Genomic DNA, 24,574 nt, shown 5'->3' on the forward strand with positions numbered 1-24,574 from the left:
GACGCGTCAGCCCCAGGCCCGCACGTCCACGACGAGGGCGGACTTGGGGTAGCTGCCCGAGGGCGTCCCGATCTCGAAGAGATCGATCAGGAGCATCAGCGGATAGTCGGGCGACTGCGGGATCCGCCGCAGCACCCTCCCCTCACACCCGATCACCGTCTCGCCGTCACCCCAGACGACTGTCCAGGTGTGCTGCTCGCTCGCGTCGAAGGGGAGCACCACGTCGGCCATGTCGGTCTGCAGACGCGGATCACCGTGCGCCTTGATGCCGGTCCGCGCTCGAGTCGTATTCGAGACCGCATCCGCGTCGATCTCGAAGATGCAGATCTCGCCGCCATCCCTCTCCGAGAGGTGTTCGATCCCGACGAGCCAGGCGGCGAGCATGCATCCTTCGTCGGTGCTCGCGGCGACGGTCACATCGATGCGTCCGCGGGCGGGAGCGAACAGCAAGTGCAGAGGCGTCTCCGTTCGTACCTCCAGACCGTCCGAACGATGTCGGTGCGTGCCGCGCGCCGACCCGACGGATCCGGAGAACACCGCGGTCTGCACATTCGACACACGGAGCGGGGCATCCTCCTTCCGCCAATCGAGCTGATCGCTGTCGATACGCAGGCGCAGCACCGAGTCGACGATCTCATATCGCGCCGCCGACCTCTCGGGAACCGTCCAATGCGGGAGGTAGTGGGCGACCCATTTCTCGTCGTCGAGCCCCGTCGAGAAGTCGTCGGCGAAGCTCGGGGCCTCTGACGGCGGAGGCGGGAGAACCTCGCTCATCGTTCAGTCGGTCCAGGGCAGCGGCCGGTCGGGCAGGCGCGTACTGTCATCGGGAAGAGGCGGCAGCTCCTGGCCTCCGGCCCGGATGCACAGCCAGCGGAGCTCCCCCGCACTGCCAGGGTGAGACCGCCAGGTGCGGGCGACCCCCTGACCGACTCGGATCACGGTGCCGGGGCCGACCTCGACGATCTCGTCGTCGAGACCCATCTGCCCGCGCCCCTCGAGGAAGACGTAGAGCTCCTCGATGCGTGAATGAACGTGCCAGTACCCCGCCTCCTCACCCGGAGCGAGCGCGTTCGCGGTGAGTCCGATGAACTGCATCGTCAGCTCGTGGTCGACGACGCGGCGACCGTCGCGGGAGCGCGCGGCATCGAAGCCGCCGTGGTGCTCACGCCACTCGTCCAGCGCACCGATCTCGATGACCTGGAAGTCGCTCATGCGCGAGCCTCCTCCTCGATGCGGTCAGCGGCGCGACCGGAGAGCGCCCGGCTCCAGCCGTCCGCGGATGCCTCGTACACGAGACGGGTGTGGTTCCGATCGGTCTCCCCCTGCCAGAACTCGATGCGGCTCGGGACGATGCGCCAGAGCACCCAGTCCCCGTCGGCGATGCCGGCCTGTGCGGCCGCCGAGCGAGCAGCGAGGTCGGCGGCGCTCTCCTCGGGCGTCGCCTCCTCCACGCGGCCGCGCACGCGGACTGCACGGACCTGCGGCTGCCACCAGAAGTTCAGGGCCGCTGCCGGCACTGCGCCGAGCTGCGCCCCCTTACGGGACGACCGCGTGCTCGCGAAGGCCCACCCTCGTTCGTCGATCCTCTTCAGGATGAGCGTGCGCGCATCGGGGATCCCGTCGGCGTCGACCGTCGCCAGCGTCACCGTGTGCGGTTCCGCCACCCCGGCTGCGGCGGCGGCGCGCAACCACTCGGCGAACAGGACCGCCGGGTCATCCGGCAGGTCGCGGATGTCCCAGTCCGGAGCGACGCCGGTGAGAGCGTGGCGTCCTCTGAGCCAGTCGTTGAGCGGATCGAGGGCGAGGTCGGAGTCGTCATGGGTCACCCTGTCGACTATGCCACTCCCGTCGGACGTGGCCCACCCCGGACGCGTTAGGCGAGCTCGATGAGGTCCTGGTACTCCTGGCTCCAGAGGTCCTCGACACCGTCGGGAAGGATCAGCACGCGCTCCGGGTTGAGCGACTGCACCGCACCGGGGTCGTGCGAGACGAGGACCACTGCACCCTCGTAGTGCGCGAGAGCGCCGAGGATCTCCTCGCGAGACGCGGGATCGAGGTTGTTGGTGGGCTCATCGAGCAGCAGCAGGTTGGCCGAGGAGACCACGAGGGTCGCCAGCGAGAGACGCGTCTTCTCGCCGCCCGAGAGAACCCCGGCGGGCTTGAGCACATCGTCGCCGGTGAAGAGGAAGGATCCGAGCACCTTGCGCGCTTCCATCTCGGTGATGTGCGGAGCGGCCGAGACCATGTTCTCGAGCACCGAGCGGTTCACGTCGAGGTTCTCGTGCTCCTGCGCGTAGTAACCGACCTTGAGTCCGTGGCCCGGCTCGAGCTGACCCGTGTCCGGCTCGTCGACTCCGGCGAGCATCCTCAGCAGCGTGGTCTTGCCCGCACCGTTGAGGCCGAGCACGACGACCTTCGATCCGCGGTCGATCGCGAGGTCGACATCCGTGAAGATCTCGAGCGATCCGTACGACTTCGACAGCCCCGTCGCCATCATCGGGGTCTTGCCGCAGGCGGCGGGCTTGGGGAAGCGGAGCTTCGCCACCCGGTCTTCCTGGCGGACCTCGTCGAGACCCGCGAGGAGCTTCTCGGCACGCGCGATCATCTGGTGAGCGGCAGCGGCCTTCGACGCCTTCGCACCGAAGCGGGCCGCCTGCTGCTGCAGCGTGGTGGCCTTCTTCTCGGCGTTGGCTCGCTCCTTCTTGCGTCGCTCCTCGTCGGCCACCCGCTGGCGCAGGTAGTTCTTCCAGTTCATGTTGTAGGTGTCGATGATCTGGCGGTTCGCGTCGAGGTAGAAGACGCGGTTGACGGTCTCGCCGACGAGCTCGACGTCGTGGCTGATCACGATCAGCCCGCCCTTGTAGTTCTTGAGGAACTCGCGCAGCCACACGACGCTGTCGGCGTCGAGGTGGTTGGTCGGCTCGTCGAGGATCATCGTCTCCGCATCCGAGAACAGGATGCGCGCGAGCTCGATGCGACGACGCTGTCCGCCCGAGAGCGTCGAGAGCGGCTGATCGAGGATGCGGTCGGGCAGCGAGAGGTTGTTGGCGATGGATGCCGCCTCGGCTTCTGCGGCGTATCCGCCCTGTGCCTCGAACTGCTCGGTGAGGCGCGCATAGCGCTTCATCGCCTTCTCGGCCACGGCGGGGTCTTCCGAGCCCATGGCCAGCGAGGCCTCGGTCATGCCGAGATTCAGCTGTCCGAGTCCGCGGGCATCGAGGATCCTCGTGCGCGCCAGATCCTCCGGGTTGCCCGAACGGGGATCCTGGGGCAGGTAGCCGAGCTCTCCGGAGCGCGTCACCGTGCCCCCAGAGGGAAGGACGTCGCCGGCGAGCACCTTGGTGAGCGTGGTCTTGCCTGCACCGTTGCGGCCGACGAGACCGATCTTGTCTCCGTCGCTCACACGGAACGACACGTTCTCCATCAGGAGGCGTGCGCCCACGCGGATCTCGAGTTCGTGCACGGCAAGCACAGGCGGGATGTCCGTTCTTTCAAGGGGGTTCAGGCCGAGGGGCCAAACTCCCAGTATAGATCGCTCGGCTGGGTGTTCAGTCGACGTACGGATCGTGGTGCAGTCGTCGGCCTGTGCACAGATCTACCTCTGCGGGTGGATGCGATCGATACCTCAGGGTGATGCCCTGCGTGCCCTCCGCTTTCTAGCCTGCTGAGGTGGACGTCATCAACGAGCTCATCCTGCAGACCGTCGCCTCCCCCTGGCTGTATGCCGTGCTGCTCGCGGTGACGATCATCGACGGCTTCTTCCCGCCTGTTCCGAGTGAGACCGTGCTCGTGGCGGCAGCCGCCGTGCTGGCATCCTCAGGAGAGCCATGGGCGCTGATCCCGCTCGGGCTCGTCGCCGCCCTCGGCGCGACCATCGGCGACAACATCGCATTCGTGCTCGGTCGTCGACTCGGCACGACCCGCTGGGCGTGGATGCGTCGACCGCGGATCGCCTCGGCCTTCGCCCACGCGGAACGCGCCCTCGACCAGCGCAGTGCGGCTCTGATCCTCGGCGCTCGATACATCCCTGTCGGCCGTGTCGCTGTGAACATGTCGGCGGGCGCGCTGCGATTCCCCTGGAGGCGTTTCCTTCCCCTGAGCGTCGTGGCCGGTCTCAGCTGGAGCGCGCTGAGCCTGGCGATCGGGCTGCTCGCCGGATCGTGGATCGAAGATCAGCCCCTCGCCAGCGCCGGGATCGGCATCGGGGTCGCTCTCATCATCGGACTGGTCATCGACCGCGTCACCGCTGCCCGGCGTCGACGCGCCCCCGTCCCGCAACTGGCAGGATGACACTCATGGCACGTCGCCTGCCCCGCACACCCCACACACCGCGGACTCCCCGCATCAGCCGTCGAACGGCCGCGCTCGCCGCGCTCGCCGTGGCGAGCCTCGCGCTCTTCGCGGTGCTCGTGTCGCTGCAGACCGTGCTGTACGGCACCGCGTTGCCGCTGACGTTCATCCTCGGCGCCGCACTCTGCTCGGCACCGCTGCTCTCCCTGCGGTATCCGCGGTGGGCGATCGCGATGTTCTGCTCTGCGGCGTTCGCGCTCCCGCTGCTGGTCGTGCCCGATCAGGCGACCGAGGCGCCGTGGCCGTGGTCGGTGCCCGCGCTCGTCACCTTCGTCCTCTTCGTGGGCGTCGTGACCTTCGTCCATGGCGCGCGCCTGGGCGTCGTCCCGCTCGGCGTCGGCGCGCTGCTCTCCCTCACGGCCCCGCTGCTGCGCCCCGAGATCGTCGCCACTCCGGCGACGGCAGGCAGCGCCACGGCAGATCTCATCGTGACCACGTCTGTGGCCGCAGCCGTGTTCCTGGTCGCCATACTGGTGGCAGGACGCGTGAGGGTATCTGCCGAGCTCACGAAGGAACGGGAGCATTCAGCCCTCGAAGAGTCCCGCCGCGCGCTCGTCGAGGAGCGCACCCGTATCGCTCGCGAACTGCACGACGTCATCGCCCACAGCATGTCGGTCATCCAGGTGCAGGCGTCCACTGCTCGATACCGACTGCCCGAGATCGGCGACGCGGCGACGTCGGAGTTCGAGAGCATCGCGGCCACAGCGCGGGGATCGCTCACCGAGATGCGGCGGATGCTGGGCGTGCTGCGCACCGAGGATCAGGCGGCCGAGCTGGCGCCGCAGCAGAGCATCGACGACATCCCGGCCCTCGTCGACACGATCCGGCGCGCCGGCGTGACGGTGGGGCTCGAGATGACGGGCGCGTTCACCGACGCCCCGCAGGCCGTGCAGATCGCCGCCTTCCGCATCGCGCAGGAGGCGCTCAGCAACGCGGTACGGCACGCGTCCGGCGCCGCCGTCACGGTGCGCCTGCAGGCGGATCTCCACGCCATCGGCATCCGCGTCCGCAACGGCCGCGCCACCACCCCACCGGCTCACCCCAGCGGAGGCTATGGACTTCGCGGCATGCGTGAGCGCGTCGAACTGCTCGGCGGGTCCTTCACCGCCGGCCCCACCACCGAGGGCGGGTGGGAGGTCATCGCCTCCCTCCCGCTGCACGAGCGTCCATCGAGCGAGACCACCGCTCCGATCACCCAGGAGAACCCGTGACGATCAGCGTCCTCATCGCCGACGACCAGGCGATGGTGCGCGCCGGATTCGCCGCTCTGCTCGATGCGCACGAGGGAATCCGTGTCGCGGGCCAGGCGGCCGACGGAGCCGAAGCCATCACCCTCGCTGCCCGCCTCGATCCGGACGTCATCCTGATGGACGTGCGGATGCCGCAGGTCGACGGCATCGAGGCCACTCGGCGCATCCTCGGACCCGCCTACCCTGCGGCTCATGTGCCGAGGATCCTCATGCTCACGACCTTCGACATCGACGACTACGTCTACGACGCGCTCGAGGCCGGCGCGAGCGGATTCCTGTTGAAGGACGCTCTTCCCGAGGAGCTCGTGCACGCCGTGCGCGTCGTCGCCGGCGGCGATGCCCTGCTCGCCCCCAGTGTGACGCGGCGCATGATCGAGCAGTTCGCCGGACGTCGGCCCCGCACCGCGAAGGCGGCGACCTCGCTCGCGGACCTGACCGATCGGGAGCGGGAGGTGCTGGTGCTCATCGGTCGCGGACGGTCGAACAGCGAGATCGCGTCCGACCTCTTCATCGCCGAGCAGACCGTGAAGACGCATGTCGGCAAGGTGCTCGCCAAGCTCCGACTCCGCGACCGCGTGCACGCCGTGATCCTCGCCTACGACACGGGTCTCGTCGAGCCCTCCTGAGCCGCTGCTCCGGGTCACACCGCAGTAGGGGTGCGAACCAGCCCGGAGGGTGATCCCCCGACCGGCACCGCGTCCATACGCTCCTCGGACACCCATCCGAGGAGGACTCCATGGCCATCGTCGAAGCGCCGCCCCGCATCGCTCCCCGACCCCCGCTGCCGGCCGGTCGTGATGCCGCGATCGACCTGCTGCGAGCGATCTGCGTCGCAGGAGTCGTGCTGCTTCACGCCATCATGGTGGGCGTCACGGTCGCCGACGGCAGCCCGGTCTTCGCGAACGCGAGCGAGGGCACCTCGTGGATCATCCCCGTGAGCTGGGTCCTCCAGGTCATGCCGCTGTTCTTCATCATCGGAGGCTTCGCCGGTCACATCGCCTTCCGGCGGTCGCAGGCGCGCGGCGGCTCCGCATCCGACTTCATCGCAGCCCGCGTGCATCGCCTGCTCCGGCCCGCACTGTTCGCCATCGCCGTCGTCGGCGTCGCGCTCGCGGCTCTCCGCGTCGCAGGGGTTCCCGCCGACATCATCGCCACCGCCGGCTTCCGCTACAGCCAGCCGCTGTGGTTCCTCGGAGTCTTCCTGGGCTGTCAGGCGCTCCTCCCGGCACTCTCGAGAGCCCACGCACGCAGGCCCCTGGTCACCGTCGCAGCCCTCGTGTGGGCATCGGTCTGCGTCGATGTGGCCCGGGCGAGCACCGGGGTCGAGGGACTGGGGTTCCTGAATCTCGCCTTCGTGTGGCTCGCACTCCAGCAGATCGGGTTCTTCCTCGCCGACGGCACGATCGACCGGCTGCCTCGAGCGACGCGGGCCCTGGTGGGAGCAGCGGCTCTGACCGCCCTCATCGCAGCGTTCGCGACCGGGATCTACTCCCCCGACCTCATCGCGAACATCAATCCCCCGACCGCCGCGCTGCTGCTCGTCGGCGTCGTGCACCTGAGCGCCGTCTCGCTTCTGCGCGATCGCATCGACGAGCTCAGCCACCGGCCGGTCCCCGCCGCGTTCGGCGCCTTCGTCAATCGCCGCACCATGACGATCTACCTGTGGCACATGCCGGTACTGCTCGCCATGGCGGGGATCTCGGCCGTCGCCTCACTCGTCAGCGGAATCGCGCTGCCGGATCCGAGTTCCGTCTCCTGGTGGGTGTCGCGTCCGATCTGGCTCGCCGTCGCCCTGACTCTGACAGCGGCGATCGCGACCTCCCTCACCCGCATCGAGACGCAGCCGTCGCCGCGATCCGCTGACAGGACGCACCGGGTCGTGATCGCCGCCGTCCTGGGCATCGCCTCCGTCGTCCTGCTCCTCGTCGCGGGGACGACCGTGCTCACTGCCTCGGTCGCCGCCGGCGGGATGCTGCTGTCCCTGCGCATCGCCCGCCGATCACACGAGACCGCGAGCGGCGAGAGCGTCGCCGACGTCGTCCGCGTGGCGTAGTGTCCTGACCATGAGCGGCACCGCGCCTCGCACGCCGCGACGGATGCCGCGTGCGAGGTGGGCCTCGGTGACCGCATGGGCGAAGCCTGCGACCACCGGAATCATCGTGAGGGTCAGTGAGATCGTCATCGCGACGGCATCCGCATCGATGCCCAGTCGGCGCAGCGGTCTCAGCATCCGATGCAGCACCGCGAGCAGATCGCCCATCCGGGTGGTGATCGTGAGAAGCGACGCCAGCAGCAGCAGTGATGCCACCCTGGCCGTGCTGACCCATGCCGTGAGCGGTGTGGCGAAGATCCACAGGGCGACCCCGAGAACCAGGACGAGCCACCGCAGCCGCCACGCCTCGACGAGCAGGGTCGTCACCGGAAGGCCGGCGGCGAGATAGAGCAGGCAGACGACGAGAAGCGCGGCTGTGACGCTCCATCGATCGTGCGGATAGCCGGACGAGACGAGCGCGAGCACGGCGAAGACGGCGAGCTTGGGGCCCGCCGGCATCCGGTGGACGATACTCGCCCCCGGCCGATAGGACTGGATCACGCGGCCAGCTCGCGATACTCGGCGACCACGTCCGGCGGGGCGCCCGACGCGATGATCGAGCCCGCCTCGAAGAGGACCGCGTGGTCGCACCTCGCTGCGAGCTCGAGGTCGTGGGTGACGATGACGACCTGCGCGGGAAGGTCCAGCAGCAGATCCGAGATCCGTCGGGAGTTGCGCAGGTCCAGCAGGGTCGTCGGCTCGTCGGCGACGATCAGCTGCGGTTCGGTGATCAGGACAGACGCGAGAGCCAGCATCTGCTTCTGACCGCCGGACAGCTCCGACGCCGGCACGTCCGCCCGATCGGTCAAGCCGTGCTCGGCGAGTGCCGCGGCCACGCGTCTGTCGACGTCCGCACGAGAGGATCCGCGAAGCGACAGCGCGAGGTCCTCGGCAGGCGTAGGCATGAGGATCTGCGCCTGCGGATCGGTGAAGACGAAACCCACCCGCCGCCGCAGAGCCTTCACATCCCTACGAGAATCGAGACCGTGGACCGTCACGCGCCCTGCATCCGGGAGCACGAGGCCGTTCAGCAGACGCGCGAAAGTGGACTTTCCTGAACCGTTCGCGCCGATGACCGCGATCCTCGCCGTCGTGAGCTCGATGCTCACATCGCGCAGGATCGGCTGCCCCTCCCGCTCCACGGTGACATCGTCGACCGAGATCGATCCGGTCGAGGTCTCAGACCGCACGGACGGATGCCGGAACGGATGGGGCACTCGTGCCGAAAGCTCGAGGGTACGCGCGCCGTAGCGCGAGAACCAGCGCTGTGGCCGCTGCCGCCTTGAGCAGATCGCCGGGGAGGAAGACGAGACTCGCCAGTGCGGTGGGTCCCAGGTCGAGCCCGAGTACGAGCGCGGTGACGGGCACCCCGCAGACGTACACGACCACGATGCCGCCGACGACGACCCCGAGGGCGATCCGCCACCAGCTGGGCCGACCGCTGCGCACGATCAGTCCGATGACGATGACGCCCAGGAGCCACCCGAGCAGGTAGCCGGCTGTCGGACCGACGAAGACGCCGAGACCGCCACGGCCACCGGCGAGGACGGGGAGCCCGACCGCTGCCAGCACCAACACGAGGAGCACCGAGAGCGGGGCCGACCGCGGGCCGAGTACAGCGCCGGCAAGCATCACCCCCAGGGTCTGCGCGGTGATGGGCACCCCGCCGGGGATCGGGATCGTCACCATTCCGAGGACGATGATGAGCGCGGCGAAGATCGCCACCCTCGCGAGTTCGCGACCGAGGTCGTCTGTGTGCCGAGCCATCATCCATCACCTTCCTGAACACCGTTCACTTGAACGGTGTTCACTATACTGACGGGATGGCCCCGGAGCACAACTCGACCCGTCACGACCGCGACGGCGTCGCGCGCGCTGCACTCGCGCTCCTCGACGAGGTCGGCCTCGCCGACCTCTCGATGCGGCGGATCGCCGGCAGGCTCGATGTGCAGCCGAGTGCTCTCTATTGGCACTTCTCGAGCAAGCAGGAGCTGCTGGCGGAGTTGGCCGATCGCATCACCGCGGGCATCCCGCGCGACGATGCGGACGTGTTGACCACCGCCCGCAGCATCCGCGACGCGCTCTTCACCTATCGCGACGGGGCCGAGCTCGTGCTCAGCACGTATGCCCTGCGTCTCGGCTCGTCGTATGCGCACACCGCACTGGAAGCCGCGCTGACGCGCCACGGCCTGTCGGACGCACCGGAGCGAGCAGCCGCACTCCTGCACTTCGTGCTCGGCCATGCGACTCTCGTTCAGCAGCGGATGCACGCCGACAGCCACGGAGCAGCGCTCGACGACCACACGATCGACGTCACAGCGGGACTCGACCGCGTCTTCGACCTCGGCGTGGCCGCGCTCGCCGGAGAGTCGTCCGGCGCCGGCCTCACCGCTCGCGCGACTCCGCATCCGTCAGCTCCGCGGCGTGCCCCAGCCTGAGTCCTGGCACGAACGCCAGGAGCACCAGACCGAGACAGAACGCGAAGACGACGCCGAAGGCGCTCGCACCACCGCCGAGGCTGGCGACGGCGAGACCCGCGAGAGCGATGACGACCGCGGCGCCCGTGGAGTCCGAGATCGACAGAGCTGACGAGTTGAAGCCCTGGTTGCCGGCATCCGAGTACGCGAGCGTGAGCACGGTGAGGCGGGGATAGAGCAGACCCATGCCGCCGCCGGCGAAGGCCCATCCCACCACCACGACGAGCGGCGAGAACCCCCAGAGCGCTGCGAGGAGCACGAACACCAGAGCACAGACCAGTAGCGAGAGGCTGATGACGGTGATCCTCGTGTTGCCGAGACGTTCACCGAACCTCCCCTGCAGCGCGGACGCACCGGCCCAGGCGAACGCGGCGAACATCAAGGCGATGCCCGCCCACGTCGCCGTGAACCCGAACCTCTCCATGAGCAGGTACGGGATGTACGCTTCCGCGGCGAAGAACGCGCCGGCGACGACGCCCCGCATGAGCACGACGCTCGGCAGGCCCCGGCCGGCGCGCAGAGTGCGTCGAGGGAGCAGCGGCAGCACGGCCACGGCGATGACGGCCACCGAGCCCAGTGCGACCGACCATCCGATCTGCGCGGTCATCTCGGCCGTGAAGCCGATCAGCACGGCGAACACCGCGACGACGACGGCGAGCATCAGACGAGTCACGAGAGCTCGACGGTCCTGTGGTTCGCCATGCCCGAGGTCGACGCCGCGCAACCGGATCGCGATCATGAGAAAGGCGGCCGTCGTCAGCACGGCCACCCCGAGGAATGCCCACCGCCAGTCGAGGTACTCGGCGACGGCACCCGCGAGGAACGGGCCGATCATCGACGGCACCACCCAGGCCGCGGCGAACGCCGCGAAGACCCTTCCGTGCAGGTGGGGCGGATACAGGCGGGCCACCACGACGTACAGGGCCACCGTCTGTCCGCCCGCACCGAGCCCCTGCACCAGGCGGCCGATGAGGAACTGATCCATCGTCACCGCGAACCCCGACAGCAGAAGGCCGGCGATGAACAGCGACACGGCGGCGTACAGCGCACCCCGGGGCCCGCGAGCGTCCGACCAGGCACCCGCTGCGACCATCCCGATCACGCTCGTCGCCAGTGTCCCCGCGAAGGCCACCGCATACAGCGCCTGGCCGTCGAGCGCCTCGCTGACGATCGGCATGACGGTCGTCACCGCCAGAGCCTCGATCGCCGCCAGGAAGATCAGCGCGACCGCGCCGGCGGTGACCCAGAGGCGTTCTCGGTCCCAGATCGACGATGTCGCGCGATCGACCGTCATCGATCCACGAGCGTCGCGATGCGCTCGATGGCCTCGGTGATGATCTCCGGACTCGTCCCGAAGTTCAACCGCACGAATCCCCTGCCCTGCTCGCCGAAGGCGGGGCCGAAGTGCAGGGCCACCTTCGCCTCCTTGAGGATCCGACGCGCGGGGTTGTCGCCCCATCCGAGAGCCGAGAGATCGATCCAGGCGAGGTAGCCGGCATCGGGCATCCGGTAGCGGGCACCGGGGAGCTTCGATGCGAGCAGGTCCTCGAGGAGTACGCGGTTCGCGTCGAGTGTCGCGAGCAGCCCGTCCAGCCACTCATCGCTCTCCTCCGAGAAGGCGGCGACAGCCGCGAGCAGACCGAACTGACCGGTGCGCCACTCGACCTCGATCGGCAACCCGCGCACGACCGCGCTCGTCGAATCGGAAGCGGTCACCATGAGGGCGCACTTGAGGCCGGCCAGATTGAAGGCCTTGCTCGCGCTGACGACCGCATACCCCACGCGCTCGGCGGCCTCGCCCGTGTCGAGGAACGGCGTGAAGCCGGTTCCCGGCTGGGCGAGCGGCGCGTGGATCTCGTCGGAGACCACCGCCGCGCCGAACTCGTCGGCGATCTCGGCCAGCGCCGCGAGCGCGTCGCGACTGTGGACGGTGCCCGTCGGGTTGTGCGGATTGCAGAGCAGGATCGCGGTCGCGCCGTCCTCGAACGCTGCACGGACGCCGTCGAGATCGAGTTCCCACCCCATCCCCGTGTCGATGAGAGGCACCCGTTCCACCTCGGCGCCGGCCTCGGACACCAGGTCGAAGAACGGCGGGTACACGGGAGGGGTGACGACCACGCGCTCTCCCGGCTGCGTCACGCGGCGGAGAATCTCGACGATGCCCATGCTCACATCGGCCGTGGTGCGCATCCGCGTCGGATCCGCCTCCCAGCCGAAGCGACGGCGTGCGAACGCCGCGTAGGTGTCGGGCAATGGTGTCCGCGAGGCGATGTACCCCGTGTCTCCGAGCTCGACGGCGCGACGCAACGCGTTCGAGACCTCCGGTGCGAGCGGGAAATCGGTCTCCGCGACGAAGAGCGGAAGCACGTCGGCGGGATACTCCCGCCACTTCTCGCTGCTACGTCGTCTGAGCTCCGCCAGAGGCAGAGCCGTGACTTCGAGCATTCTCAGATCGCGAAGCCGAGGGCGCGCATCATGTCGCGCCCGTCGTCTGTGATCTTCTCCGGACCCCACGGCGGCATCCACACCCAGTTGATGCGGAAGCGGTCGACGACGTTGTCCAGAGCCTGCGCGGTCTGGTCCTCGAGCACGTCCGTCAGGGGGCAGCCGGCGCTGGTCAGCGTCATGTGGATGACGAGAGCATCGTTCTCGTCATCCCAGGCGAGGTCGTAGATGAGGCCGAGGTCGACGACGTTGATCCCGAGTTCCGGGTCCATGACGTCTTTGAGCGCCTCGGTGACCTCGTCGTACTTCGCGTCCGTGAGGGTGGCTGTCATGCGAATCAGCCTACGCCTCGATGGGGGCTGCGGGGTCGAGGAAACGGTCGTATCCCTCTTCCTCGAGCCGGTCTGCGAGCTCGGGGCCGCCCTCTTCGACGATCTTGCCCGCGACGACCACATGCACGAAGTCCGGACGGATGTAGCGGAGGATACGGGTGTAGTGCGTGATCAGCAGCACGCCGAGTCCGGTCGACTCCTTGGCGCGATTGACGCCTTCCGAGACGATCTTCAGCGCGTCGACGTCGAGGCCCGAGTCGGTCTCGTCGAGAATCGCGAACTGCGGCTTGAGGACCTCGAGCTGCAGGATCTCGTGACGCTTCTTCTCGCCACCGGAGAAGCCTTCGTTGACGTTGCGCTGAGCGAACTTCGGGTCCATGCGGAGGTTCGCCATGGCCGCCTTGACGTCCTTGGTCCAGCCGCGGATCGCCGGAGCTTCGCCGTCGAGTGCCGTCTTGGCGGTGCGGAGGAAGTTCGTCACCGTCACGCCGGGGATCTCGACCGGGTACTGCATCGCGAGGAACAGGCCGGCGCGCGCGCGCTCGTCGACGCTCATCGCGAGCACATCCTGGCCGTCGAACGTGATCGAGCCGGAGGTCACGGTGTACTTCGGGTGGCCGGCGATCGTGTAGGCGAGCGTCGACTTGCCCGAGCCGTTGGGGCCCATGATCGCGTGCGTCTCACCGGTGTTCATGGTGAGGGTGATTCCGTTGAGGATCGGGGTGGTACCCGCCTCGGTCTCGACCGTCACGTGCAGGTCGCGGATTTCGAGAACAGACATTCAGACTTCCTTCGTCACAGTCGGGTCGATGAGCACGTCGTCGCCGTCGATCTCGACGACGTAGACCGGAACGGGCTCATAAGCAGGGAGGTTCTGGGGCTTGCCGGTGAGCAGCGAGAACGCGGAGCCGTGGGCCCAGCACTCCACCGTGTCACCTTCGACGAACCCTTCGGCGAGAGAGATGTCGCCATGCGTGCAGGTGTCCCCGATGGCGTGGATCACGCCTTCGGAGTCCTTGATCACGGTGATCGGGATGCCGTTCGGCTCGACGCGGATCGGCATGTCCTGCTCGAGTTCCGCGACGCCGCACACGCGCTCGGCGCTCATGCGTTCACCTCGGCGAGCTCCGTCTCGATCGCGTCGAGCAGCTCGGTCTCCAGTGCCGGGATTCCCAGGCGCTGAACGATGTCGGTGAGGAATCCGAGCACGACGAGTCGGCGCGCTTCCTCTTCGCTGATGCCGCGGGCCTGCAGGTAGAACAGCTGCTCGTCATCGAAGCGCCCCGTGGCGCTGGCGTGGCCGGCGCCGAGGATGTCCCCGGTCTCGATCTCGAGGTTCGGGATCGAGTCGGCGCGTGCACCCTCGGTGAGCACCAGGTTGCGGTTCGCCTCGTAGGAGTCGGTGCCCGTCGCGTCGGCGCCGATGAGCACGTCGCCGATCCAGACGCTGTGCGCTCCCTGCCCCTGGAGCGCACCCTTGTAGAGCACGTCGCCCTTGGTGTGCGGGCCCTTGTGGTGCAGGTAGACCTGGCTCTCGAGGTGCTGCCCGGCATCGGCGTAGGACAGTCCGTAGAGGTACCCCTCGGATCCGCCGCCGGCGAGCTCGACGCTCGGGTTCACGCGCACGACTCCGCCGCCGAAGCTGATCACGAAGTGCTTGAGCGTGGCATCCGCATCGACCCTGGCCTGATGCGCAGAGGTGTGCACGGCCTCGTCCTGCCACTGCTGCAGGCTGATGACAGTGAGCTTCGCGCCATCGCGGACGATGATCTCGACGTTCTGCGAGTACTGCGCGGCTCCGGTGTGCTGGAGCACGACGGTGGCCGAGCTGTGCTCGAGGGCCTCGATCACGATGTGGGCATCGGCGCGCAGTTCGGCGCCGAGGCCCTCGATCGAGACGAGGATCGGCTCAGCGACCTCTTCTTCGCGCGGGATGCGGATGTGCAGCGCCTCGGACGAGCCCTGCCAGGCGACGGCCGCCGTGATGTCCTCGGCCAGGAAGACCTCCCCGCGCGGGGCATCACCCGCGGCGAGCGGTGCCGCCACGTACTTCTCGCCGTCACCGAACGAGTAGCGCACGCCCTCGGTCGGACCTGCCACCTCGAAGAGGGCGGAGAGCTTGGCCACCGGAGTGTGCTTCCAGTTGACCTCGCGGCCGGTCGGCGAACCGAAGTCGGCGGGTTCGAAGGAGTGCGGACGCTCCGAGCGGGTCTGCACCGGGACGAATCCGGCATCCGAGACCTGAGCTGCGGGGTCGATGTGCGCGTTCGTGTGCTGCGCCTCGCTGGGCGCTGTCGTCGAGGCCGCCATTTAGCCGACCGATCCTTCCATGCCCATTTCGATGAGCTTGTTCAATTCCATCGCGTACTCCATGGGCAGTTCGCGCGCGATCGGCTCGATGAAGCCGCGCACGATCATCGCCATCGCCTCGTCCTCGGGCATGCCGCGGGACTGCAGGTAGAAGAGCTGCTCCTCGCTGACCTTCGAGACGGTGGCCTCGTGGCCCAGCTGCACGTCGTCGACCCGGATGTCGATGGCCGGGTACGTGTCGGAGCGCGATTTCGTGTCCACCAGCAGCGCGTCGCAGCGCACGGTGTTCGCGGAGTGGTGCGCGTTCGCGTCCACCCTCACCTCGCCGCGGTATCCCGCACGTCCGCCGCCACGGGCGATCGACTTGGAGACGATCGACGACTGCGTGTACGGAGCCATGTGGATCATCTTCGCGCCGGCATCCTGGTGCTGGCCGGGACCCGCGAAGGCGACCGAGAGGGTCTCGCCCTTGGCGTGCTCGCCCATCAGGTAGATCGACGGGTACTTCATCGTCACCTTGGAGCCGATGTTGCCGTCGACCCACTCCATCGTCGCGCCCTCATGGGCGACGGCTCGCTTGGTGACGAGGTTGTAGACGTTGTTCGACCAGTTCTGGATCGTCGTGTACCGAACGCGGGCGTTCTTCTTCACGATGATCTCGACGACGGCCGAGTGCAGCGAGTCCGACTTGTAGATCGGAGCGGTGCAGCCCTCGATGTAGTGGACGTAGCTGTCCTCGTCGGCGATGATCAGGGTCCGCTCGAACTGGCCCATGTTCTCGGTGTTGATGCGGAAGTACGCCTGCAGCGGGATCTCGACGTGCACGCCCTTGGGGACGTAGACGAACGAACCTCCCGACCACACGGCTGTGTTGAGCGCGGCGAACTTGTTGTCGCCGGCCGGGATCACGGTGCCGAAGTACTCCTCGAAGAACTCGGGGTGCTCGCGGAGCGCGGTGTCGGTGTCCATGAAGATGACGCCCTGTTCCTCCAGATCCTCGCGGATCTGGTGGTAGACGACCTCGGACTCGTACTGCGCTGCGACGCCGGCGACGAGGCGCTGACGCTCGGCCTCGGGGATGCCGAGGCGCTCGTACGTCTCGCGGATCTCAGCCGGGAGATCCTCCCAGGACTGGGCCTGCTTCTCGGTCGAGCGCACGAAGTACTTGATGTTGTCGAAGTCGATCTCGCTGAGGTCTGCACCCCAGGTCGGCATCGGCTTGCGACCGAAGAGCTGATAGCCCTTGAGTCGGGTCTTCAGCATCCATTCGGGCTCGTGCTTGAGCGCCGAGATCCCGCGGACCACCTCTTTGGAGATACCGCGCTTGGCGATGGCTCCGGCGGCATCTTCGTCATGCCACCCGAATTCGTACACCCCCAGGCCGTCAAGCTCCGGGCGGTCGATCAGCACATCCGACATCACACACTCTCCTCACAGGTCCCAAACGGTGTCATCCGCCCCGACACACCTGATCCCCGTCGAGTCTGCGGGAGCGGGTGCCGTTGGTGGGCCCTCATCACCGGCGCATCCATCGCGCCTAAACTGTTAGCGATGCTTCAGCGCGGTCAGCGCTCATCACAACAATCCGATTCTACAGGTTCCGCCTGAAGACAGGGCCGCTCGCCGTGTCCGGCGCGGTTCGGAGAGACTTATGCCCGAGACGACGATCTCCTCCCCCACGAACGCGGCAGCGTCGACGCATGCGATCCTCTGGGGACGAGCGCTTCGCGTCTTCGCCTGGCTCTCATTCCTCGCGCAGACCATCATCATCGGCACCGGCGGCGCCGTGCGGCTGACCGGATCAGGCCTCGGATGCTCCGAGTGGCCGCTCTGCACGCCGGAGTCGCTCGTCCCGATCTATGCCGATCAGGGAATCCACGGCATCATCGAGTTCGGCAACCGCGTCATGACGGGTGTGGTCGGCGTCATCGCCCTCGCCGTCCTGCTGCTCGTGCTGGCGCGCACCGGGGGGAAGGCCACGGTGTTCTCGGCCCTCCGCTTCGCCGCCGCCGGAATCCTGGCGGCCGGGGTCGTGTTCTTCGTCTTCACGCTCGTCGACCTCCCCGCCACGCCCTTCGCGATGGCGGCTCTGCTCGTGACGGTCATCGCCGCCACGGTCAGATCGGTCAGGTTGACGACCGAAAGGCGGGATCTCGTCATCCTCGCCTGGGTCGTGCTGATCGGCGTCGTCGCGCAGGCTCTTGTGGGCGGCATCACGGTGCTCACGGGACTGAACCCCTTCATCGTCGGATTCCACTACGTGTCGTCCCTCCTCCTTGTGTGCGTGACCGCGGCCTTCCTGGTCAGGCTCTACGCCGCGCCCGGACCGCGTGAGCGCGCGGTGCCGACCTGGTTCGCGGCACTGAGCCACATCACCGGTCTCGCCCTCGCCGTGACGATCCTGTTCGGCGTGCTGACCACCGGTTCCGGGCCGCACTCCGGCGACGCGGCCGTCGAGCGCCAGGGATTCGACGCCACGGTGCTCGCCCACGTGCACTCCTGGCCGGGATACATCCTCGCCGCGCTCGTCGTCACCTTGACGATCGCCGCGTGGGTCCTGCACCTACGACCGCGCAGATGGCTGCTCGTGCTCGTGCTGGCGATCCTGGTGCAGGTCGGCGTGGGCGTGTGGCAGGCGCGCGAAGGCCTCCCGCCGGTGCTCGTGGGCATCCACATGGTGCTCGCCTCGCTGTCGGCGGCTGCGTACACCGTGGTGGTGCTGAACCTGAAGAAGCCGGCCGCTGCGGAGGCCTGACCCCGGCTGCGCACAGGGGATGCATAGCCCGGGCATCAGCGGCTCATCAGTTCGTCGTGCACCGTTGCGGACATGAACAAGTCATTGACACGCAGCATCGGCTTCTGGCTCCTCCTCGTGCTCTCGCTCGCTTCAGCGGGAGTGGGCGGGTGGCTGATCGCCGGCCAGGTCGGCACCATGACGAGCACTCTGCTCGACGGCACGGCGACCGGCATCGAGGTCTACGTGGGGCAGTCGCTCGTCGTCGTCGGAGCCGCGCTTCTGGGCGCCGGCGTCATCGGCGTGCTGATCGCCGTCGGTCTGAGTGCGGTGCAGGCGCTCCTGCCTTCTCCTGCGCCCGCAGTCGTCGGGCCGATCGATGGGACGAACGAATCAGCTGAGGCCGACGAGGTCGACACCATCGACTCCGAGATCCCCGCGACAGCGGCGGACGACGAGCTGGTCGGCGGCGCCGAGCAGGATCAGAACGGCAGCAGCGGGTCGACCGCGACGGCCACGAAGATCAGCGTCAGATAAGTGATCGAGGCGTGGAAGACTCGCATCGGCCGCGCCTCGTTGCCTCGCACCGCCTGGTTGTACAGGCGGTGCGACTCATAGATGAACCAGCCGCCGAACACCGCGGCGGAGACGCCGTAGACGAGGCCCATGTTCGCGATCGGGATCAGCAGCAGCGAGCAGGCGACGGTCGCCCAGGCATAGAGGATGACCTGGAGGCCGACCTGTGAGGCGTTGCGGGTGACACCGAGCATGGGCACGTCGACGTCGTCGTAGTCGTCCTTGTACTTCATCGACAGCGGCCAGTAATGCGGCGGCGTCCAGAGGAAGATGAGCGCGAACAGGATGAACGCGGGCCAGTCGAGCGAGCCGGTGACGGCAGCCCAGCCGATGAGCACCGGGAAGCACCCGGCGATGCCGCCCCAGATGATGTTCTGCTCGGTGCGTCGCTTGAGGATCATCGTGTAGATGACGACGTAGAAGAAGATGGCGGATGCCGACAGCGTGGCCGCCAGCCAGTTCGTGGTGAACCACAGCCATACGGTCGAGACGACGGCGAGCGTCCAGGAGAAGATCAGCGCGCCTCGCGGGCTGATCTCGCCGGTCACCAGCGGACGGTTCTCCGTGCGATGCATGTGGGCATCGATGTCGCGGTCGAGGTACATGTTGAACGCCGCGGCCGAGCCGGCGCTCAGCGAGCCGCCGATCACGGTGGCCAGCACCAGCCACATGTCGGGGAGACCGCCCTGAGCGAGGAACATCACCGGGACGGTCGACACCAGCAGCAGTTCGAGGACGCGCGGCTTGGTGAGGGCGACGTACGCCTTCACGGTGCGACCGATGGACTTCTTCACAACGGTCTGATCAGACATCGTCGAGATCTCGATCGCCTCCTCCACACGCGTCACGACAGCGTTTCCCAGTCTAGGGCACGCCGGGCGCAGGGCTCGCCCGCCCCGATGATCAGCGCTCCACCGACCCTCGCATCCGGGCTCCCGGGACGCGACGGGATCGCGTTCCAGGACTCCTGATCCGCAGTTCCACCGCTCATCGGAAGCCTCGACGAAGGCATGGAATTACTGGACGGGCGGAGCGTTGTAAAGGGGGGTAACGAGTCGAACCTCGGCGCTATGCTGAAATGACTCGCGCGTCCGGCGCACATCACAAACCCCTCCGTATCGTTGCGGACTGCGATCGTGCAATCCGGCGCTCTCGAACAGTTGCAGAAGGGCTTCACAGTGTCGGAATTGCAGTGGGATGAGATCGACCGACGCGCGGTGGACACCGCGCGTCTTCTGGCTGCGGATGCCGTGGAGAAGGTCGGCAACGGCCACCCCGGCACCGCGATGAGCCTGGCTCCGGCCGCGTATCTCCTCTATCAGCGGGTGCTTCGTCACGACCCGACCGACACCGACTGGCTGGGTCGTGACCGTTTCATCCTCTCGGTCGGACACTCCTCTCTCACCCAGTACGTGCAGCTCTACCTCGGCGGCTTCGGCCTCGAGCTCGACGACCTCAAGGCACTGCGCACGTGGGGTTCCCTCACCCCGGGCCACCCCGAATACGGTCACACCAAGGGCGTCGAGATCACCACCGGCCCGCTGGGACAGGGACTCGCTTCCGCCGTCGGCTTCGCCTACGCCGCCCGCTACGAGCGCGGCCTATTCGACCCCGAGGCAGAGGCGGGCACCAGCCCGTTCGATCACTTCGTCTACGTGATCGCCGGTGACGGCGACCTCCAGGAAGGCGTCACCAGCGAGGCCTCCTCGCTCGCGGGCCACCAGGAGCTCGGCAACCTCATCGCGATCTACGACTCCAACCAGATCTCGATCGAGGACGACACGAACGTCGCCTTCACCGAAGACGTCGCCAAGCGCTACGAGGCCTACGGCTGGCAGGTCCAGGTCGTCGACTGGAAGAAGACCGGCGAGTACGTCGAGGATGTCGCCGAGCTCAACGCGGCGATCGAGGCCGCGAAGGGCGAGACCTCGAAGCCGTCGCTCATCATCCTGAAGACGATCATCGGCTGGCCCTCGCCCGGCAAGCAGAACTCCGGCAAGATCCACGGCTCCGCGCTCGGTGGCGACGAGCTCGCCGCAACGAAGAAGGTCCTGGGCTTCGACCCCGAAGAGCACTTCGCCATCGCCGACGACGTCATCGCCCACACCCGCGCACTCGCGGATCGCGCCGCGGAGACCCGCGCCGAGTGGCAGAAGTCGTTCGACGCGTGGGCCGCGGCCAACCCTGAGCGCAAGGCGCTGCTCGACCGCCTCGAGGCGAAGCAGCTGCCAGCCGACATCACCTCGGCGCTCCCCGTCTTCGAAGGCGGCAAGGACGTCTCTACGCGTGCGGCCTCCGGTCAGGTCATCAACGCCCTCGCCGCCGAGCTCCCCGAGCTCTGGGGCGGATCGGCCGACCTCGCCGAGTCGAACCTCACCACGATCAAGGACTCGAAGTCCTTCATCCCCGCCGAGTGGTCGACCCACGAGTGGTCGGGCGACCCCTACGGCCGCGTGCTGCACTTCGGCATCCGCGAGCACGCCATGGGCGCCATCGTCAACGGCATCGTGCTGCACGGCCCGACGCGCGCCTTCGGCGGCACCTTCCTCATCTTCAGCGACTACATGCGCCCGCCGGTGCGTCTGGCCGCGCTGATGAACGTCCCCAGCATCTTCGTCTGGACTCACGACTCCGTCGCCCTCGGAGAAGACGGCCCGACGCACCAGCCCGTCGAGCAGATCGCGACGCTCCGCGCCATCCCGAACTTCACCCTGGTGCGTCCGGCTGACGCCAACGAGACCTCGGCCGCCTGGCTCGAGATCCTCCGACGCCACGAGGGCCCCACCGGCATCGCGCTGACCCGTCAGAACATCCCGGTGTTCGAGCGCGGCCAGGGTGCAGCCGACGGCGACCTCTTCGCCTCGACAGACGGTGTCTCGAAGGGTGCATATGTGCTCGCCGAGGCGCCGAACGGCACCCCCGACGTGATCATCATCGCGACCGGGTCCGAGGTCCAGCTGGCGGTCGACGCCCGGGCGGCCCTGGCCGAAGAGGGCGTCAACGTCCGCGTCGTGTCGGCTCCCTCGCTCGAGTGGTTCGACGAGCAGGACGAGGCGTACCGCGAGTCGGTCCTGCCGAAGGCCGTCACCGCCCGCGTCTCGGTCGAGGCCGGCTCCGTCCTCAGCTGGCGCGGCATCGTGGGCGACCGCGGCCGTTCGGTCGGCATCGACCACTTCGGCGCCTCCGCCGACTACAAGACCCTGTTCCAGAAGTTCGGCATCACCACCGAGGCCGTCATCGCGGCCGCACGCGAGACCATCAAGGAGAACGCATGAGCACCCCCACCTCAGACCTCGCAGCAGCCGGTGTCAGCATCTGGCTCGACGACCTGTCCCGCACCCGCATCTCGTCCGGCAACCTCGCCGAGCTGATCGAGTCGCGCAACGTGGTCGGCGTGACCACCAACCCGACGATCTTCGCGAACGCGATCACCGACAAGAACAACACCTCGTACGACGCTCAGGTCACCGAGCTCGCAGCGTCGGGCGCCACGGCGGAAGAGGCCGTGTTCGCCGCGACCACGCAGGACGTCGCCGCCGCTCTCGACGTCTTCCGCCCCGTGTGGGAGAAGTCGGGCCACGTCGACGGCCGCGTCTCCATCGAGGTCTCCCCCGACCTCGCGCATGACACCGAGGGCACCGTCGCACAGGCCAAGCAGCTGTGGGCAAAGGTCGACCGTCCGAACCTGCTCGTTAAGATCCCCGCGACGAAGGCGGGCCTGCCTGCCATCACCGAGGCGATCGCATCGGGCATCAGCGTCAACGTCACCCTGATCTTCAGCCTCGAGCGCTACGCCGAGGTCATCGACGCCTACCTCACCGGTCTCGAGCGCGCGCACAGCGCCGACTTCGATCTGTCGAGCATCCACTCCGTGGCCTCGTTCTTCGTGTCGCGCGTCGACACGGAGACCGACAAGCGCCTCTCGGCGATCGGCACCGACGAGGCCGAGGCGCTCAAGAGCAAGGCAGGCCTCGCGAACGCGCGTCTCGCCTACGAGCTCTACGAGCAGAAGTTCGCCGAGAAGCGTGCGCAGGACCTGATCAAGCTGGGCGCCAACCCGCAGCGTCCGCTGTGGGCGTCGACCGGCGTCAAGGACCCGGCCCTGCCCGACACGCTCTACGTCACCGAGCTCGTGGCGAAGGACGTCGTCAACACGATGCCGGAGAAGACGCTCGAGGCCACCTTCGACCACGGCGTCGTCACCGGTGACACGATCACGGGCGGCTACGACGAGGCTCGCGCCGTGTTCGCCGGTCTCGCCGACCTCGGCATCGACTTCACCGACGTCACCCAGGTGCTCGAGGACGAGGGCGTCGCCAAGTTCATCGACTCCTGGCACGATCTGCTGACGCAGGTGGCTGAGGGCCTCGAGGCGCAGCGATGACGTTTGCGATCCACGCCTCGGGCGCGGCTCGGGTCGCGATCGACGAGACGGTTCCCGCTCTCGTCCACGATCTGGTCGCCTCGCGGGTGACCGGCGGTGACGCAGCCCTGTGGGGTCCCGCGGCCGAGTCCGAGGCGTCGATCCGCCTGGGCTGGGTCGAGGCGGTATCCGTCTCGCGCCCCCTCGTCGCCGAGATCGTCGCCCTCCGCGCCGATCTGCACGCGAAGGGTGTGAATCGGGTGGTGCTCGCCGGCATGGGCGGGTCATCGCTCGCCCCCGAGGTGATCGCCCAGACCGCCGGTGTCCCGCTGACGATTCTCGACTCGACCGCGCCGAGCCAGGTGCTCGCCGCGCTCGACGAGGGCCTGGAGAACACCGTGCTGGTCGTCTCCTCGAAGTCAGGCTCGACCGTCGAGACCGACTCGCAGCGTCGCACTTTCGACGCCGCGTTCCGCGACGTGGGCATCGACCCGCTCGAGCGCATCATCGTCGTGACCGACCCGGGCTCGCCGCTCGACGTCTCCGCCCGTGAAGCCGGCTACCGCGTGTTCAACGCCGACCCGCACGTCGGCGGACGGTACTCGGCCCTCACCGCCTTCGGCCTCGTACCGTCGGGGCTCGCGGGCGCTGACATCGCCGAGCTCCTCGACGAGGCCGAGGCCTCGCTCCTCGAGGTCGCCATCGACTCGGCCGACAACCCGGCACTCCGGCTGGCCGCGGCGATCTCCGCCACCACGCCGCGACGCGACAAGCTCGGTCTCATCACCGACGGCACGCACATCAACGGGCTCCCCGACTGGATCGAGCAGCTCATCGCGGAGTCCACCGGCAAGGACGGCACCGGCATCCTTCCCGTCGTCCTGCTGCCCGTGTCGCCGGAGCTCGACTCCCGACCCGCCGATCTCCAGCTCGTGCGGCTCGTCGACGACGCGAACGAGTTCCACCTGCGCGAACGTCACGAGGGCGAGATCCTCGTCAGCGGTTCGCTGGGTGCGCAGCTCATCGTCTGGGAGTACGCGACCGCCATCGCCGGGTATCTGCTCGGCATCAACCCGTTCGACCAGCCCGACGTCGAGTCGGCGAAGGTCGCCGCCCGTGGACTGCTGGATGCACGTCCCGCTCCGACGGCACCGGCGTTCGTCGAGAACGGCGTCGAGGTCCGCGTCTCCGACCCCGCTCTCGCGGCGTCAGGAACCGTCGAGGGCGTGCTCGACGCGCTGTGGGCTGCACTGCCGGAAGACGGCTACGTGTCGATCCAGGCATACGTCAACAGGCTCGACGTCCCGCAGCTGCAGGGTCTCCGCGAGCTCGTCGCCGCCGACTCCGGTCGGCCGACGACGTTCGGATGGGGACCCCGATTCCTGCACTCCACCGGCCAGTATCACAAGGGCGGGCCGGCGCAGGGCGTGTTCCTGCAGATCCTTGAGCGCACGGATGTCGACCTCGAGATCCCCGAGCGCCCGTTCACGTTCGGACAGCTCATCGAGGCACAGGCCGCCGGCGATGCCGGTGTCCTCGCCGAGCACGGCCGTCCGGTCGTCTCCCTGACGATCACCGATTCGTCGGCCGACGTCCTCACCCTCTTCGAAGCCGCACAGAAGTAACAGCCAGGAGAATCCCCCAC

25 protein-coding genes are annotated in these 24,574 nt (G+C 68.1%); 10 read left to right on the forward strand and 15 right to left on the reverse strand.

Translation table 11 applies throughout. The annotated features are described in order from the left end of the window. Positions 1 to 6 precede the first annotated feature (6 nt). Genes BEP68_RS08695 through BEP68_RS08710 form a run of 4 tightly spaced genes read right to left on the reverse strand, consistent with a single transcriptional unit; the run spans position 7 to position 3,472 of the window. On the reverse strand, positions 7 to 774 hold the full coding sequence (locus tag BEP68_RS08695; protein ID WP_187249737.1) for a hypothetical protein: 768 nt from the start codon (positions 772 to 774) through the stop codon (positions 7 to 9). Between the two features lie 3 nt (positions 775 to 777). Further along, the gene (locus BEP68_RS08700; protein WP_187249738.1) at positions 778 to 1,212 is read right to left on the reverse strand and encodes a cupin domain-containing protein; all 435 of its coding nucleotides are present in this window, start codon (positions 1,210 to 1,212) and stop codon (positions 778 to 780) included. After that, positions 1,209 to 1,826 (reverse strand): pyridoxamine 5'-phosphate oxidase family protein, encoded by a 618-nt coding sequence (locus BEP68_RS08705; RefSeq protein ID WP_053096428.1) that lies wholly within the window; start codon positions 1,824 to 1,826, stop codon positions 1,209 to 1,211. The genes BEP68_RS08700 and BEP68_RS08705 overlap by 4 nt, the downstream gene beginning before the upstream one ends. 47 nt (positions 1,827 to 1,873) lie before the next feature. Next, positions 1,874 to 3,472: an ABC-F family ATP-binding cassette domain-containing protein gene (locus BEP68_RS08710; protein ID WP_053096429.1), complete on the reverse strand. Its 1,599-nt coding sequence runs from the start codon at positions 3,470 to 3,472 to the stop codon at positions 1,874 to 1,876. A gap of 197 nt (positions 3,473 to 3,669) precedes the next feature. Here BEP68_RS08710 and BEP68_RS08715 point away from each other — a divergent pair, with 197 nt between their 5' ends. The 4 genes from BEP68_RS08715 to BEP68_RS08730 all read left to right on the forward strand — a co-directional run bounded on the left by BEP68_RS08715 (position 3,670) and on the right by BEP68_RS08730 (position 7,653). After that, positions 3,670 to 4,290, forward strand: coding sequence for a DedA family protein (locus BEP68_RS08715; protein WP_187249739.1), 621 nt, complete (start codon positions 3,670 to 3,672; stop codon positions 4,288 to 4,290). A gap of 5 nt (positions 4,291 to 4,295) precedes the next feature. Next, positions 4,296 to 5,561, forward strand: coding sequence for a sensor histidine kinase (locus BEP68_RS08720; RefSeq protein ID WP_187249740.1), 1,266 nt, complete (start codon positions 4,296 to 4,298; stop codon positions 5,559 to 5,561). Further along, positions 5,558 to 6,226, forward strand: coding sequence for a response regulator (locus tag BEP68_RS08725; RefSeq protein WP_053096436.1), 669 nt, complete (start codon positions 5,558 to 5,560; stop codon positions 6,224 to 6,226). Before BEP68_RS08720 ends, BEP68_RS08725 begins: the two co-directional genes overlap by 4 nt. 110 nt (positions 6,227 to 6,336) lie before the next feature. Then, complete coding sequence (locus BEP68_RS08730) at positions 6,337 to 7,653, forward strand: acyltransferase family protein (protein ID WP_187249741.1); 1,317 nt, start codon at positions 6,337 to 6,339, stop codon at positions 7,651 to 7,653. Here the strand turns inward: BEP68_RS08730 and BEP68_RS08735 are convergent. Genes BEP68_RS08735 through BEP68_RS08745 form a run of 3 tightly spaced genes read right to left on the reverse strand, consistent with a single transcriptional unit; the run spans position 7,600 to position 9,462 of the window. Beyond that, the gene (locus tag BEP68_RS08735) at positions 7,600 to 8,151 is read right to left on the reverse strand and encodes an energy-coupling factor transporter transmembrane component T (protein ID WP_222839254.1); all 552 of its coding nucleotides are present in this window, start codon (positions 8,149 to 8,151) and stop codon (positions 7,600 to 7,602) included. The genes BEP68_RS08730 and BEP68_RS08735 overlap by 54 nt on opposite strands. Before the next feature lie 38 nt (positions 8,152 to 8,189). Beyond that, a complete protein-coding gene (locus BEP68_RS08740) occupies positions 8,190 to 8,882 on the reverse strand; it encodes an energy-coupling factor ABC transporter ATP-binding protein (RefSeq protein ID WP_187249743.1) in 693 nt (230 codons plus the stop codon). Continuing rightward, the gene (locus BEP68_RS08745; protein ID WP_187249744.1) at positions 8,872 to 9,462 is read right to left on the reverse strand and encodes a biotin transporter BioY; all 591 of its coding nucleotides are present in this window, start codon (positions 9,460 to 9,462) and stop codon (positions 8,872 to 8,874) included. The genes BEP68_RS08740 and BEP68_RS08745 overlap by 11 nt, the downstream gene beginning before the upstream one ends. 53 nt (positions 9,463 to 9,515) lie before the next feature. Between BEP68_RS08745 and BEP68_RS08750 the strand changes: the two genes are divergently transcribed. Continuing rightward, positions 9,516 to 10,130, forward strand: a complete 615-nt coding sequence (locus BEP68_RS08750; protein WP_187249745.1) for a TetR family transcriptional regulator — start codon at positions 9,516 to 9,518, stop codon at positions 10,128 to 10,130. Here the strand turns inward: BEP68_RS08750 and BEP68_RS08755 are convergent. The 7 genes from BEP68_RS08755 to sufB are packed head-to-tail and all read right to left on the reverse strand — an operon-like array spanning position 10,078 to position 16,675. Further along, positions 10,078 to 11,463, reverse strand: a complete 1,386-nt coding sequence (locus BEP68_RS08755) for an MFS transporter (protein ID WP_187249746.1) — start codon at positions 11,461 to 11,463, stop codon at positions 10,078 to 10,080. The genes BEP68_RS08750 and BEP68_RS08755 overlap by 53 nt on opposite strands. Continuing rightward, the gene (locus BEP68_RS08760; protein WP_072591383.1) at positions 11,460 to 12,614 is read right to left on the reverse strand and encodes a MalY/PatB family protein; all 1,155 of its coding nucleotides are present in this window, start codon (positions 12,612 to 12,614) and stop codon (positions 11,460 to 11,462) included. Before BEP68_RS08760 ends, BEP68_RS08755 begins: the two co-directional genes overlap by 4 nt. A gap of 2 nt (positions 12,615 to 12,616) precedes the next feature. Beyond that, complete coding sequence (locus BEP68_RS08765) at positions 12,617 to 12,946, reverse strand: metal-sulfur cluster assembly factor (RefSeq protein WP_053096448.1); 330 nt, start codon at positions 12,944 to 12,946, stop codon at positions 12,617 to 12,619. Between the two features lie 10 nt (positions 12,947 to 12,956). Further along, the gene (sufC, locus tag BEP68_RS08770) at positions 12,957 to 13,727 is read right to left on the reverse strand and encodes a Fe-S cluster assembly ATPase SufC (RefSeq protein WP_053096451.1); all 771 of its coding nucleotides are present in this window, start codon (positions 13,725 to 13,727) and stop codon (positions 12,957 to 12,959) included. After that, positions 13,728 to 14,054 carry a non-heme iron oxygenase ferredoxin subunit gene (locus BEP68_RS08775; protein ID WP_056278884.1) on the reverse strand — a complete coding sequence of 109 codons (327 nt, stop codon included), beginning with the start codon at positions 14,052 to 14,054 and terminating at the stop codon, positions 13,728 to 13,730. Beyond that, positions 14,051 to 15,256 carry a Fe-S cluster assembly protein SufD gene (gene sufD / locus BEP68_RS08780; RefSeq protein WP_187249747.1) on the reverse strand — a complete coding sequence of 402 codons (1,206 nt, stop codon included), beginning with the start codon at positions 15,254 to 15,256 and terminating at the stop codon, positions 14,051 to 14,053. Before sufD ends, BEP68_RS08775 begins: the two co-directional genes overlap by 4 nt. Beyond that, positions 15,257 to 16,675, reverse strand: a complete 1,419-nt coding sequence (gene sufB, locus BEP68_RS08785; protein WP_187249748.1) for a Fe-S cluster assembly protein SufB — start codon at positions 16,673 to 16,675, stop codon at positions 15,257 to 15,259. A gap of 232 nt (positions 16,676 to 16,907) precedes the next feature. Between sufB and BEP68_RS08790 the strand changes: the two genes are divergently transcribed. Continuing rightward, positions 16,908 to 18,011, forward strand: coding sequence for a COX15/CtaA family protein (locus tag BEP68_RS08790; RefSeq protein ID WP_187249749.1), 1,104 nt, complete (start codon positions 16,908 to 16,910; stop codon positions 18,009 to 18,011). 72 nt (positions 18,012 to 18,083) lie between these two features. Beyond that, the gene (locus tag BEP68_RS08795; RefSeq protein WP_187249750.1) at positions 18,084 to 18,527 is read left to right on the forward strand and encodes a hypothetical protein; all 444 of its coding nucleotides are present in this window, start codon (positions 18,084 to 18,086) and stop codon (positions 18,525 to 18,527) included. On the opposite strand, the gene BEP68_RS08800 is transcribed toward BEP68_RS08795, so the two are convergent. After that, positions 18,473 to 19,378: a heme o synthase gene (locus tag BEP68_RS08800; RefSeq protein ID WP_053099149.1), complete on the reverse strand. Its 906-nt coding sequence runs from the start codon at positions 19,376 to 19,378 to the stop codon at positions 18,473 to 18,475. The two genes, BEP68_RS08795 and BEP68_RS08800, sit on opposite strands and share 55 nt — an antisense overlap. A 366-nt stretch (positions 19,379 to 19,744) precedes the next feature. Between BEP68_RS08800 and tkt the strand changes: the two genes are divergently transcribed. The 3 genes from tkt to BEP68_RS08815 are packed head-to-tail and all read left to right on the forward strand — an operon-like array spanning position 19,745 to position 24,554. Continuing rightward, complete coding sequence (tkt, locus tag BEP68_RS08805) at positions 19,745 to 21,841, forward strand: transketolase (protein WP_187249751.1); 2,097 nt, start codon at positions 19,745 to 19,747, stop codon at positions 21,839 to 21,841. After that, on the forward strand, positions 21,838 to 22,950 hold the full coding sequence (tal, locus tag BEP68_RS08810; protein ID WP_187249752.1) for a transaldolase: 1,113 nt from the start codon (positions 21,838 to 21,840) through the stop codon (positions 22,948 to 22,950). Before tkt ends, tal begins: the two co-directional genes overlap by 4 nt. Then, positions 22,947 to 24,554, forward strand: a complete 1,608-nt coding sequence (locus tag BEP68_RS08815; protein WP_187249753.1) for a glucose-6-phosphate isomerase — start codon at positions 22,947 to 22,949, stop codon at positions 24,552 to 24,554. The genes tal and BEP68_RS08815 overlap by 4 nt, the downstream gene beginning before the upstream one ends. Positions 24,555 to 24,574 lie beyond the last annotated feature (20 nt).

The organism is Microbacterium sp. 4-7 (genome assembly GCF_014332665.1).
In the GTDB taxonomy this organism is placed as follows: domain Bacteria; phylum Actinomycetota; class Actinomycetes; order Actinomycetales; family Microbacteriaceae; genus Microbacterium.